The 13,664-nt window shown below is 47.6% G+C and carries 10 protein-coding genes; 4 read left to right on the top strand and 6 right to left on the bottom strand.

Translation table 11 applies throughout. The features are described from left to right. Positions 1 to 201 precede the first annotated feature (201 nt). Entirely contained in the window at positions 202 to 1,122 is a 921-nt protein-coding gene (lipA, locus tag PMG25_RS02620) for a lipoyl synthase (RefSeq protein WP_283765355.1), read from the top strand. Positions 1,123 to 1,175: 53 nt separating this feature from the next. Here the strand turns inward: lipA and proX are convergent, their stop codons facing one another. Together proX and PMG25_RS02630 are read right to left on the bottom strand one after the other, a co-directional pair. After that, on the bottom strand, positions 1,176 to 2,237 hold the full coding sequence (proX, locus tag PMG25_RS02625) for a glycine betaine/L-proline ABC transporter substrate-binding protein ProX (protein ID WP_283765356.1): 1,062 nt from the start codon (positions 2,235 to 2,237) through the stop codon (positions 1,176 to 1,178). Between the two features lie 112 nt (positions 2,238 to 2,349). After that, positions 2,350 to 4,026: a M14 family metallopeptidase gene (locus PMG25_RS02630; protein WP_283765357.1), complete on the bottom strand. Its 1,677-nt coding sequence runs from the start codon at positions 4,024 to 4,026 to the stop codon at positions 2,350 to 2,352. Between the two features lie 122 nt (positions 4,027 to 4,148). Here PMG25_RS02630 and PMG25_RS02635 point away from each other — a divergent pair, with 122 nt between their 5' ends. Next, on the top strand, positions 4,149 to 5,108 hold the full coding sequence (locus PMG25_RS02635) for a M28 family peptidase (RefSeq protein WP_283765358.1): 960 nt from the start codon (positions 4,149 to 4,151) through the stop codon (positions 5,106 to 5,108). Between the two features lie 22 nt (positions 5,109 to 5,130). Here the strand turns inward: PMG25_RS02635 and PMG25_RS02640 are convergent, their stop codons facing one another. Continuing rightward, on the bottom strand, positions 5,131 to 6,132 hold the full coding sequence (locus PMG25_RS02640) for a tetratricopeptide repeat protein (RefSeq protein WP_283765359.1): 1,002 nt from the start codon (positions 6,130 to 6,132) through the stop codon (positions 5,131 to 5,133). A gap of 187 nt (positions 6,133 to 6,319) precedes the next feature. Beyond that, entirely contained in the window at positions 6,320 to 6,934 is a 615-nt protein-coding gene (locus tag PMG25_RS02645; protein WP_283765360.1) for a hypothetical protein, read from the bottom strand. A 234-nt stretch (positions 6,935 to 7,168) separates the two neighbouring features. Between PMG25_RS02645 and PMG25_RS02650 the strand changes: the two genes are divergently transcribed. After that, positions 7,169 to 8,437: an efflux RND transporter periplasmic adaptor subunit gene (locus PMG25_RS02650; protein ID WP_283765361.1), complete on the top strand. Its 1,269-nt coding sequence runs from the start codon at positions 7,169 to 7,171 to the stop codon at positions 8,435 to 8,437. A 195-nt stretch (positions 8,438 to 8,632) separates the two neighbouring features. Here PMG25_RS02650 and PMG25_RS02655 read toward each other — a convergent pair whose 3' ends face one another. Beyond that, entirely contained in the window at positions 8,633 to 10,267 is a 1,635-nt protein-coding gene (locus tag PMG25_RS02655) for an ATP-binding protein (protein WP_283765362.1), read from the bottom strand. A 392-nt stretch (positions 10,268 to 10,659) separates the two neighbouring features. Between PMG25_RS02655 and PMG25_RS02660 the strand changes: the two genes are divergently transcribed. Continuing rightward, on the top strand, positions 10,660 to 12,432 hold the full coding sequence (locus PMG25_RS02660; protein WP_283765363.1) for a DUF3352 domain-containing protein: 1,773 nt from the start codon (positions 10,660 to 10,662) through the stop codon (positions 12,430 to 12,432). Positions 12,433 to 12,472: 40 nt separating this feature from the next. Here the strand turns inward: PMG25_RS02660 and PMG25_RS02665 are convergent, their stop codons facing one another. After that, positions 12,473 to 13,540 (bottom strand): ABC transporter permease, encoded by a 1,068-nt coding sequence (locus PMG25_RS02665; RefSeq protein WP_283765364.1) that lies wholly within the window; start codon positions 13,538 to 13,540, stop codon positions 12,473 to 12,475. Positions 13,541 to 13,664 lie beyond the last annotated feature (124 nt).

A 13,664-nucleotide genomic window follows, 5' to 3' on the forward strand; every position in this document is an offset into this window, starting at 1 on the left:
AGTAATCCTGAATTGAGCAGTGGATTGAACGGTGGTGTTCAGATTTCGAGGTAAATCCAGAAGAGACCTGGAGTGAGTGAACGCTTATGATGATTGAAGAACATAAGGGCAATCACTCTCTCTTCTACCTTATTGATCAATGATAATAGAATTCTGACCCTAATCACTGGAGTCGTTTGAGAACCTTACTTATCGTTAACTATGAATGCTAACAAGTCTCACGGATCGGTTACTGCTGCTGCACAGGCTTCTACCCAGACGGGGGAGCGATCGCCCTTAGCGACCCTTCCGCCTTGGTTGCGTCGCCCTATTGGTAAGGCCAGCGAACTGTCCACGGTACAAAAAATTATCAAGCAACGGCAGATTCACACTATCTGTGAGGAGGGGCGCTGTCCGAACCGGGCTGAGTGTTATAGCCAAAAAACCGCTACCTTTTTACTCATGGGCCCCACCTGTACCCGTGCCTGTGCCTTTTGTCAGGTGGATAAGGGCCACGCTCCCATGCCCCTCGATCCAGAGGAGCCGGATAAAATTGCTGAGTCGGTGCAATTGTTGGGCTTAAAGTATGTGGTTTTAACCTCCGTTGCTCGTGATGATTTGCCCGATCAGGGGGCCGGATGGTTTGTGAAGACCATGGAGCGGGTGCGCGAAGTGAATCCGGGTACGGAAATTGAGGTGTTAACCCCAGATTTTCGCGGCCAACGGGAGTTAGTGGTTCAGGTAGCTGAAGCGAATCCGGCTTGTTATAACCACAATATTGAGACGGTGAGACGGTTACAGCGTCCGGTGCGCCGAGGGGCGAAATATGAGCGCTCTTTGGATGTGCTGCGCTGGGTGAAAGAGGTGAATCCGCATATTCCCACCAAATCCGGGTTAATGTTGGGCCATGGGGAAACCGAGGCGGAAATTGTGGAGACTTTGGAGGATTTACGGGGGATTAATTGCGATCGCCTCACCCTCGGTCAGTATATGCGCCCTTCCCTCGATCATCTCCCGGTGCAGCGCTATTGGCATCCTGACGAATTTGAGAAATTAGGGGAAATTGCCCGCAATATGGGCTTTAATCATGTCCGTTCCGGGCCCTTAGTTCGCAGTTCCTACCATGCTGGGCAAGAATCCTAGTTATAGTTATTCTAATTTAGGGGCGGGTTTGAAACCTACCCCTACTAAGGGGTTTAAGACTGAGCAGCTAGGGCTTGTTCTACCCAACTGTCAAATAATTCTTGATTGTCAGCAATCCACTCTTGAGCATGGCGCTTAATATCTTCTGGTGTATCTTCTCCCTGTCGCATCAGATTATTTTGGTCGCTAATATCTTCAATGGGAACTTCCACCACTTCAAATAACTTTTTCGCCGCAGGATTGGCTTCCACAAACTCTTTATTGGCTAAAATCCTCATGCGATCGACAGGAAAACCAATGTTTTTTCCGTTGGCTGTGGTGTCTGCTTCCGTTAAGGCTTGTTGTTCTCCCGGCAGATCCGTTTGATCCACTTGTAACCAAATCGTATCTTCCCCTGGTTCCAAGACACTGCCGAGCCAAAATGGAGTCCAGATATAGAACAACACGGATTCACCTTGATTGTAACGAGTGATCGCATCAGCAATTAAGGCTGAATACTGGCCTACGTCCTGTTCTACCGTATCTTGTAAGTCATACGCCTGGATATGATGCTCGATGGTCAATTCACAAGCCCAACCGGAGTTACATCCGATTAAATTAGCTTTACCATCGCCATCAGTATCAAAGAGTTTAGCGATTTCTGGGTCTTGTAATTGTTCTAAATTAGTAATCTGATATTCATCTGCGGTTTTTTTATCAATTTGATATCCCTGCACAAGATTGGGAACGATCGCCCCAAGTTTACTTAATTTTTCCTCACCCCCACTGTTTTGATATAAGTTACTTTGGTTATTTTCCCAATGGATAGTGGTATAGTCTAAATCTCCATTAGAGATGGCGACTACCATAGTAGCCACTTCAAGTTCGGCAATTTCTGCCGTCTCGTATCCCAATTCTTCTAGGGCTTGGTTGACAATTTCCGTCTGGAAGCGTTCTTCCAAGAGACTACTATGGACGGATCTCACGGTTACGCCTGCTCCGGGTAACTCGGTGTTTTCGGTGGAATTTTCGCCTTGAGTGGTGGGAGCATTGGACGGTTGGCAGGCGATCGCCCCGAAGAGTAACCCACTAACCATCATCCCCCAGGCAACAGACTGTATTTTAGATTGGATCATTGTTTAATGAGTTCAGACAATAACCTAATATCTTATCTGTTTCCCGTTTAACGGGACACTCTCACCTACCATTCTTTTCTAGATTTGAGATTACCCGCTAAAAACCGAGTGTCTAACTGAGGATAACCGAAGTTCGCACTGTTCCGGCCCGTTCGGCGATCGCCTCTATCCTCACCTCACTTCCCCGTTTCCCCTTCACTACCCAACTGCGATGGGTGCGATAGTCGGTTCCCTTCGCAGAGGCTTTGAACCACTTATTAGAACGACCTTCTAAATGCTCAATCTCCTGCTGCTGCTCTCCACTAATCAGGGTAACTCCCTCTGGTAGCCCCAATTTCACCCGCGTAGGGCGCACTGCTTGCCGCTCTAGCGCTTTTTTACTGGTGTAAGTGGGCAAAAATCCCAAATTTTCCCATTGAACGGTTAAACGGTAAATATCAGCGCCTTCGTGACTGACCTCAGTCCGAGCCACCCCTAACCGGGGAGACATCAGCGCGTGGGTGATGGCAAACTGAAAGTGGCGATCGCAAATTTCCGGTAGAGCCTTCGCTGGTGCATTTTTCCACATCCTCTTCATATCCCATCCCCCAATCTCCACCGCTCCCAATTGGGGATGTTCAAAACTCTGCCAATCAATAAACCCATTCCCCTGCAAATACTCATCATTCCATTGCAAAATCTTCAAATCATCCTCTACCGGATGCTCCCGTCCCCACTCAATATTATTCTCTTTCTCAACACCCGCCGCTTTCGCCGCATCCCAGAGTTCCACCGTAAACCCAAACCATCCCCAATGATCGTACCCATAATCATCCATCGCCCCATAAACCACCGTTTTCGGGTCATAACGAAAATCCTTATAAATCCCAATACACTTATACCCCGTTAACGCCGTCCCCTGTCTGCCCATGAATTGATAAATATCTAAATCTGCTGTCGGAAAATGGTCATCGGGATGGGTACTATAAGGACGTAAAATCAGCGCTCCAAACGTATGATAGGTCATAAACCCATTAATATTACGATGCTTGCGCCAAAACTCTGCTTCTGCACGAGTTTCAATTTCAGAAAGCGGAAAATCTCCAGCTCCTTGCTGTTCCCCTTCCGGTTGCCAATAATAGGGATAATTACGATTAAAATCTAATCCCTCTAAAGCGGGCGCAATCTTAAACTCATAGCCATTATAATTATGAATCAAACCTTCCGGCACAAGAGTATAGTAACTGCCTCCAAACTCATCCGGTTCTCGACGAATCATCAAGCGCGGATCGTCCTCAGAAATTTTCCAAGCGCCACAGGGATCTTTAATCCGCATATTCAGAATTAATCCATCTCCATTCACATCCTCTGGATATAACCCCTCTTGCTGTTCCGATTCTGGATAGGGCCGGGGACTAGAGCGCAAATTATAGGGAGTTTGTAGATACTTTTCTGCCCCATCTACCGCAATTCTGGGGAGAATATATAGAGTATAGTTTTGTAAGAAATAGGTGATTTTGTCATCCTGGTTATATTGGGTTAAAACCTGATAGAGAATATAACAAGCCACTGCCGAACCCGTCACTTCTGCTGCATGAGTATTCGCATCAATCCAATATCCCGGTTTTTCTAAAGCCTCTCCACTCGTTTGATCGGTCAAAGTCGCTAACCAAATCTCTCGCCCCTCCTCCGTTATTCCTAAGCTTTCCAGTTGCATCAAATTTGGATAAGCTTGAGCCATCTGAGTTAAATAATCTGTCAGTTCTGAATAAGGGAAATAGTGACTGAAATCAAACGCCGGAATAGTCATCAGGGTTATAGAGTGAGATTGTATTTATCATAGGATTTATTTTAGGGTAAACGATCCAGATGATCAAGAAAAAGTTCAATTGGGGATTTCAGCGCAAATCGACCTGGATCAGAGTGTCGATCTTGAGTATAATTTTGATAAGTATTGCCTGGGGAGGATGGAAAACCATGTTACAGATGCCAGGAGAAAGTTATCGGGATGCCCTGTCACCTCTGACCGTAGAAGAGCAGCAATTAGCACAAGGACTAGAAAGGGATGTGAGAAAAATTGCCTCCGAACCCCATAATTATCTGGCCTATGATAATTTAGTGAAAACGGCTCAGTATTTAGAACGTCAATTGACTGGCGCAGGATATCCAGTTAATCACTACAAATACACAGTTGATGACCAAGAATTTGATAATTTAGAAGTTGAAATTACAGGCACAACTAAACCCGAAGAAATTATTGTGATTGGCGCTCATTATGATTCTGTCGCCAATGTTCCCGGAGCTAATGATAACGGCTCTGGAGCAGCAGCAGTCCTAGCCTTAGCTCGTAGATTTTCGGGGAAAGGGCAACAGCGAACCCTGAGATTTGTGGAATTTGTCAATGAAGAACCCCCCTTTTTCTGGACAGAAGATATGGGGAGTTTAGTCTATGCCAAAATTTGTCAGCAGCGCCAAGATAATATTGTCGGGATGATGAGCTTAGAAACCATGGGATATTATTCTGATAAACCCGGAAGTCAGCAGTATCCCACGCCTTTAAATTTGTTTTATCCGATGCAAGGAAACTTTATCGCCTTTATTGGTAATTTCGATTCTGGAGACTGGGTAAGACAAGTAGTTGATTCGTTTCGTCAGCACACGCAATTTCCCTCGGAAGGTGCAGCCCTCCCTAACCTGTTACCCGGAATTGGATGGTCAGATCATTGGTCATTTTGGCAGCAAGGATATCCCGGTTTAATGGTTACAGACACGGCTCCGTTTCGCTATCCCTATTATCACAGGGCTGAAGATACTCCGGATAAAATTGATTATGGGAAGTTGGCGCGGGTTGTGGCAGGTTTAGAGCGGGTAATTCGTGATGTTTCCAATTAATTTAATCATTGTTATAGCACTGCTAATTATGAATGGGGTCGCCTGAACCGGGATGATCGATCAAACGAATTAAGCGCTCTAGGCGTTCTTGATTACTTTCTTGAACTCCTTCACCCTCTGCTTTTCCTGTGAGTGTAAAAATAGCATTGCGCTCATCGCATACACCCTCAGCATCAGGAATACACGCTACTTGAATATTATTTTTAAAGGTTAAAACTTCGCCCGTTTCGGTTGTTTCTTCAACGATCTTTTCCAAGGTTTCAAGTCTGAAGAACTCTTGCGCTCCCCTATTAATTAGAGCATCACCAATACTATCTAAACGTTCCGAAACACTGGTGCAACGTCCTTGGGCTGATAGCTGGGTATTTTTTTCGGCGACAGTCATTGTTACCACTGCTCCTTGGTCATTTTGAATTTCTACCACGGTACGATTAAAATCGGGTATCAGGGCAACTCCCATGGGATCTTGTTCCAGAAAAACCGGGTTTCCATTGTCGTCAATATCGAGTACCCTTTGATCGTGCCAGACGATGAGAGGATAGAGTTTGGAGTCTAGCTTCATGACGGTTTCCCAGCGATCGCCCCTTTGACGACAGACAAATTTTTTACCCATTTGGTCGATCAGGCGAATGGCCTGATAGGCAGCACTAGCATTGCCCTGTCGCCAATATAGACTAGCAGCTATGCGTAAATCTGAAGCCGCCCCCTCGTAATCTCCCATGCTATCGCGGGCTAAAGCACGACCCTGATAGGCTTGGGCATACTGAGAATTGATGGCGATCGCCTGATTAAAGTAGGTAATGGCTTGTTCAAAGTTTTGTTGCTCTAGGGCAGATTGTCCCGTATTGTAGATACTTTGGGGAACATTCCGATCCGTTTGGGCCAGGTCAATGCTGCTAGTGAAATTTGACGTTGTACTTTCTCCTTGAGCCACTTCAGGAACCACACAGCTCAGAGTTACTAAGGTTACAGTAGTCGCTAAAACAGAGGAGATCCAGTTAAGGGTAGGGAACTTAGCAGTCATCATATTTTTCCGGGTCAAGGAGAAGGGTATCCAGTAATAAGTAACAAGTAATAATTTAACCCATTTTTCCCGGAACGTCCCACTTTTGAAGGCTTGCCAGCAGAGCGTTTTTCATGTCGGCAAAGTATCAACCCAAGTGTTTCCTAGAGAAGAACAAGATCAGGTATTACTCATTACTCATTACTCACTAAAATATGCCCACCCCCACTAACCCCAATTTCCAAAGTTGACTCAACCTGGGTTGAGCATCAAGACCCATGGACGAATTAGACGGACTTTCTTCAATTTGAAATACCCCTCCTTGGGTAATCTCTTGTACCCCAATCGTGAGGGCAAAATCTCCCTGATTCCGATAAGCGGGGTTTTTAATCAGTAATACGCCATAATCTTCACTATCAACGGTTCTGGATTTATAAAATGCCCATCCCTGGGTCAAAGCTCCAAATCCACCAATGGTCGCAATGCGCGGTGTGGGATAGGATTCACCTTCTGGGGCCCAGAGTAGGGGTTGACTCCCAGAAACCAAATCATCTAAAGACCACTGTTGAGAACCAAAGGTGGCTTCAAAATCTGAGAGGGTAAAGTAGTCTATCCCCTCGATGGTTCGATAGGGCTGGGCATCATCATAACTGAATTGACCCTGCCCAATAACCTCGCGCCGAGTCCCAAAAAATGTCATCGTTAGGGTGACAGTTTTCGCTTCGGCAACGGCTTGCCATAGGAGAGCGCTAGAGCTACTGAGGGTCAGGCTTAGAGCAAAAAGACAGGAGATAAAATGAGAGCGTTTTAGTCGTCTGTTCATAGGGAGAGTCCAACTAAGAGATTAAATCCTCTGGTCTGGGTTAATTGAGAAATGTCCACCAGTGGAAGGCACAATTGTTTACAATATAGGGAAATCTTGTGGACAAGAACCCCCAAGATTTTCGCTGGCTATGCAGATGTCACCTTAACCCCAATTTGGTTTATGAGGCAACGGGATCAATTCACTCCATGGAAGGGATCGGATCGGGATGGGAATCTATTGAGGGAGCAACTCATGGGAAATCAACCGATCGCCATCAAATGTCCTCCCCTAAGACTGCTCTTACTGATGGCTCTATTATTGACGACGACGGGATGTAAATTGCTCCCTCGACCTGAATCGAGTGCGTTTTCGCAACCAGTTGCCAATCAACCCCAGACCATTTCTGTGGATGTGGCGACTGCTACGGCTGGCGATCGGGGGAATGGGTTAACCTATACGGGAACCACGGAACCCATTCAGGAAGTGATTTTGCGATCGCAAAGTGAAGGACAACTGCTTTACTTGAGTGTAGATGTGGGCGATCGCGTCCGTCGAGGGCAAGTGATTGCCGAAATTGATAAAGCCTTACCCACCGCAGTCATTAACCAAGCTCAGGCGGAACTGTCTGCTCGTCGCGTAGAAGTGGCCGAAAGTGAAAGCGAGATTCGCCAGTTGCAAACCCAAATTGAAATCGCCAAACTAGAATTAAGCCAAGCTGAAGCGGATGCCCAACGGTTGGAAACCTTGTATAACGAAGGAGCCATTTCTAAACAGGATGCCGAATTAGCTCGCACTGCTGCCCAAAGAGCTAAACAAGCCCTACGAGCGGCCGAAGCTCAGGTAATGACCCAAAATAAAGTGATCGCAGCCGCCGAAGAACGGGTGAGCGTCCAACAAGCGATTGTCAGTCAGGCCCAAGAGCGTGAATCTTATACCCAAGTCGAAGTGCCCATTTCCGGGACAATTTTAGAGCGATGGATGGAAGCGGGGACGGTGGTGCGTCCAGGGGATGAGTTGCTGAGAATTGGGGATTTTAGCCAGGTGAAAGTGAAGGTGGAAGTTTCCGAGTTGGATTTGTATCAAATTTATGTAGGTCAATATGTGTCGGTGACTTTAGATGCTTTTCCGGGAGAAGAATTTCCGGGCACAGTGACCCAGATTTCCCCAGTAGCCGATCCGGTGGCGCGATTGATTCCCATCGAAGTCACCCTTTCTAACCGCAGTGGGCGCTTGGGGAGTGGATTATTGGCACGGGCGAACTTTGAAGTGGGCGATCGACAAACGATCCGAGTTCCCCAACAGGCGATTGTTAAGCGAGAAGGTGAGGATGCTACCCTATTTCTGATGAATGAGGACAATGACAACACGGTAACCTCTAGGCGGGTCATCCTGGGAACAACCCGTGATGGTGAAGTGGAAATTATCTCCGGTTTAGAACCGGGGGAACGCTATGTGTTGCAAAGTTCTCGACCCCTTGAGGATGGCGATCGCGTAGAATTAAGTATTCTCTCTTCTCCCTAACTAGGGCAACAACCCTTGACCGTTTCCCAGCCGATGGAGTCTTTGGTCTATGGGTTCATGGGAGTCTATCGATCAAGCGTGCTTGATAGGAAGATGTAAGAGGAAAAGCTTTATCATACAAGGGTTACAGCTATTATGAACGAGGGATAAGTTGCCCTATCTATCAAGGTCTATCAAGCAGTTTGATCGATAGACTTAGGGATGGAGGCTATAGCGCCGCCATCGGTTCTCTCCAGTTTGAGTAATGTGATCTTGGGCAATTAACCTCTCTAGAGTTCGCTTAATTCGAGATCGTGCGAGTTCGGGAGCGGTGCGCTGATGAATTTCGCTAATACTTGATTGGGGATAGCGGCGTAAATCCTCCAGAATTAAAGCTTCTAACCGATGGGGTTCCATCAGTTGTAGGGTGGTGCGGTGCTGAGTGGCAATGGAGCGTAACATTTCAGGATCGACAGAGTAACGAGTTCCTTTCGTTTGTCCGGTTTGTTTGATTAAGTTGAAGTCCAACAACCGACCGAGCCAGGAGGTCAGAGCCTGTCCTTCTGAGAGAGAAAGTTGCTGGGAGAGTTCGCGGGTGCTGAGACTTTCCTTTTGCGCCAGCAGTCCTAGGGTGATTTTTTCCCGTTGGGTGAGTTGGTATTGTCGATCGCCAATCGCCAGTAAATTAATCACCTCTTGTTTCAATATTTGTCGATAAATGGTGACTTTTACGCGATCGCTGCCTTCTTGGAGTAGAGGTAGCCTGCGTCCTTGGGAGAGCATGATTTCATAGATTTTGTCGAAGCCGCTACCTTCCCGTTCCATCAGTTTGAGGTCGTGGAAAATACGGGCGAGGTTTTCGTTACGGCGAACAGTGGTGTGGAGGACGTTTTGGGGAGTGACACCGAGGGGCAGGGGGCCAGGATTGACGATTTCCAGGCGATCGGAAAAGAGGTTAAGAAAGATGTCACCCCGTTGGGTGTAAGGACGGTGAACTAGGGCATTGACCAGCAGTTCCCGCACAACGGCTTCATCGTAGAGGGGAAGGGTTTGGCGAAATAAACCGTCGGGGAGTTCGTAGCGTTCGCGGAAGTCGGGAATTTCAGTCCAGACGGCTTCTACAAGTTCAATGGGGGAGAGGGAAAAGTCATCCCACAGGAGTTTATTCACTTTCTGCTCCTGTTGGTCGTATTTGAGGAATTGCACTACGGGAGCTGTGCCTAAGCGGGCGCGATCTCCCCGTTGACCGACAGAAAGAATACCGAGGTTAGTGAGCCAGTCCTCTTGGGCGAGGAAGTAGTGATCCAGGAGTTCGGTGTCAGTTTTTTCTTTGACCGAGGTTTTGACGCGATCGGAGCTACGGATACCGTGACAGAAGGCTTGGAGTTTGCCGGAGTCGATGCGATCGCGGGGCACTTGCTGGGTAGTGAGGGTTTCCCAAGGAGCGGTGGGGCGTTCGTTGATCAGCCGCAGGATATCATCGCCCAGGACGGGTTTACAGGTATCGGCAACCCGAAGGTAGTAGCGTCCATCGCTGGTGGAGGCGACGTTAGGGGAGCGGGAAATGGTGATATGCAGATATTGGCTACCATTGGAGGCAATCTCGATCCGGGGGGCAAGGGTGACATTGAGGGTGAGTTCATTGATGCGCTTGCTGATTTTTTCGATCCAGTCGGGGGAGATAGTTTGCCCATCAGGGGGTTGGGTTTCACCGTCTTCGATACCGATCCGGATCGCACCGCCTCTGGCATTGGCAAAGCATACGCAGTCTTTGGCCAGTTCTTGCCAGTCAGGGTTTTTACTCAAGAATTTGAGGGATTTTTCGTCATACTCTTCGGTCTCAAGGGTCACAAGGATTTCTCCTCTTTAATGGGTTGACGTGATCGCTTAGTCATTTTAATAGTCACCCATCCCCTATATACCTTGCGCTGGTTACTACTTGAGTTTTCGTATTCCTACCCATAACTAGATGCTAGACGGGATTTCCGGTCGGATTCAGAGTTACCGCCGTTTAACCCCGCTTTACCCTAAAGGATTACCCGTCCTCTATAATGGGGGTTATGCTGTCACCGCAACATATACGGGGATGGACTTTCACCATCACGGAAATTGAGTTGTCAAGGTTCTTAGAATTCTTGCCCTGCTTACACTTCCGCCATTAACCGGCTTCCATTTTTGCGGGAACGAATCGCACAAACCCTTGCGTATCCTACGATCATAGTAATTTTATATTTTTTTGTACATTGTCTACTAAAATACCTCCAACTGTGCTGCAAAATCTTTCAGATTCCCAGAAAAAACTGGGGTTATTGGCGATCGCTGGAATCGTCATCCTTGGTGCAACCGGTAGCTTGGCCTATTGGTTCTTTATCGGACGGACTCAAGTTCCCCAAGATATGCAACTCGGAGCCAATGTGGTTCCCCAAAATTCCCTGATGACCATTTCCCTCTCGACGAATGAACGTCAATGGGAAAATTTACGCTCCTTTGGTACACCCAATACTCAAGCAGCGTTAGACCAAACCTTAGCCCAACTGCGCGATCAATTCCAAACCCAAACCCAACTCAACTATCTCAAAGATATTCAGCCTTGGGTGGGACAAGAAGTGACCTGGGCCTATTTAGCGCCAGAAATTACTGAGGATGAAACCCTCTCGGAAGAAGAACGGATGGTGATGCTCGAACAACCCTCTTGGGTGATGGTTGTTCCTATTGCTAATCCCTTGAAAGCCCAAGAAATTTCTGGGAAATTAGTGGATCAAGACCTGACGAAACGCACCTATAAAGACATTGAAATCCAAGAAACCCAACCCGATGCAGAGGTGGTGTTTTCCTCCACCGTTTTGCAGGGCCGATATTTGGTTATTAGTAGCGCTCCAGAAGCCACGGATCGGGTGATTGATACCTTCAAAGGAGAGGCTTCTGTGGCTTCGACTCCCGGATATAAAAATGCCTTGGAACAGTTGGGAACCACTTCAGCTTTGGCTCGTGTGTATGTAAATGTTCCTGAAGCTACCAGAGTCGCAGCAGCGAATTCTGTACGCCCGATCGCCCCAGAAGAGTTAGAACAGTTAGAAACCAATCAGGGATTAGCGGCAACGGTAGAAGTGGTCTCTAATGGTCTCTTATTTCAGGGGATTACTTGGCTCAGTAACCAAGCGGAGCAGAAATTAACCCCGGATAGCCTGAACTTGGATCTCGGTGAGTATGTGCCCAGTGATACGTTGATGATGCTCACGGGCAGCAATTTTAATCAAGTGTGGAATCAGTATACGACCGGTGTAGAGGGGAATCCGTTAGCGCCCCTCAATCCAGAAGGCTTAAAACAAGGCTTATTAGATACCACGGGATTGAATTTAGAAGAAGATTTACTCGCGTGGATGGATGGGCCATTTGCGATCGCCATGATACCCGCCGATCAAAGTGCGTCCCCCATTCCCTTCGGCTTTGCAGTGATGGTGAATACGGGCGATCGAGAAACAGCCGATCAAACCTTTGCCAGCCTCGATGAAGTGATGCAAGATAAATATCAAGTACAAATTAACTCAGAAACCCTGGGCGAAATGGAAGTCACCCAATGGCAGCTCCCCTTTGGCATTATTGACATTAGCCGAGCCTGGTTAAGCGATGACTTAGTAATGATGACCTTTGGTGCGGCGATCGCCAACCGCCTGATCGCCCCTCTCGAAAATCCCCTGGCAACTAGCGAAGCCTTTACTACCAGTATCCCCGAAGGTCTGAGTTCCCAAAGTGGCTACTTTTACGCCGACATCGAGCGCCTGTTTAACCAAAACCTACCCCTACCCATTATTATCCCTCCCGATCAAGATAATCTCTTTCAGGCCTTTGACTCTATTGGTGTCACCTCTGCCATTACCAGTCCCCGTACTACCCGGTACAACCTGCTGGTGAGGCTGAAAAAAGGACAAGAACCCGGCCCCCTACCTTCTCCGATGACCCCTTCACCGACTCCCGAAGAGTCTCCAGAAGCATCAGAGGAAGAATCAGAAGAATAGGCGATCGCCATGGGGGAAGCCAAAGGCACTCATCCCCGTTTTAATTAAACTCCCGTAAACTTCTAGGATCGAGGGCATCGCGCAACCCATCCCCCAAAAGGTTAAACGAAAGAACCGTTAAAATAATCAAAATTGCCGGAGGCCAAATTAACCAAGGTTGCAAGACCAAAATCGAGGCATTGGTTCCGGCGGATAATAGGTTACCCCAAGAGGGATCGGGTTCTTGAATACCTAAGCCAATCAGACTCAACACCGATTCAGCAACGATGAACCCAGGAATGGCTAGAGTTGCAGAAATGATCACATAGGTAGCCGTTTGGGGCAAGACATGGCGAATAATAATATAAAACGGATTAGCTCCCATGGCTTTGGCAGCTTGCACAAATTGTTGCTCTTTGAGCGATAGAACTTGACCTCGGATCACCCGTGCCAGTCCTGACCAACTGATAAAGGAGGTAATAATCACAATCAGCAGAAACCGTTGAGCGCTGCTCAGTTGGGGAGGAATCACCGCAGCTAGAGCAACCAAGAGATAAATACCGGGAATGGTCATTAACACTTCTACCAGGCGCATTAACACGGCATCCACCCAGCCGCCAAAATAGCCCGATATACCCCCCACCATCATCCCTAGGGGAAACGAAATCAAAATTCCTACTAAGCCAATACTGAGGCTAATTTGACCGCCGTAGAGGAGACGACTGAACTGGTCTCTGGCTTGGCTATCTGTGCCCAAAAGATTGATCCGCCCTGCTCCTTCTGTGCCGAAGAGATGGATATTGGCAGGGATAATACCGAGGATTTTGTAGTCTTCGCCCTGGACAAACAGGCGTAGGGGGGAAGGTTGGCTACGGTCTATAATTAGGGGGCGATCGCCCGTATCTAAATCTGTAGCGCCCTGGGTGACGGGATAGACTCGCGGCGAAAACTGTCCCTCATTAAACCACTCAATCGGCGTGGGAGGCAGTAGGGAGCCATTAAGTTGAGAACTGTAGGGCGTATAGGGGGCAAAAAAACCCGCCCCAATCACCACAATATAGAACACCGTCAGAATCACTGCCCCTACCTGAGCAAGGGGATTTTTGCGTAGTTTCTTCCACCAATCCACGGCTGTACCTCTTGACCTTTGGATTTCCTATTGTGCCATGATTGACTCAAGATACGGCCATAAGATCGCTCAATGTCATCGGCGATCGCTTAAAAATGGATGGAGAAAAGGGATGGAGTGAATA

It is taken from the genome of Roseofilum capinflatum BLCC-M114, assembly GCF_030068505.1.
Classification (GTDB): Bacteria; Cyanobacteriota; Cyanobacteriia; order Cyanobacteriales; family Desertifilaceae; genus Roseofilum; species Roseofilum capinflatum.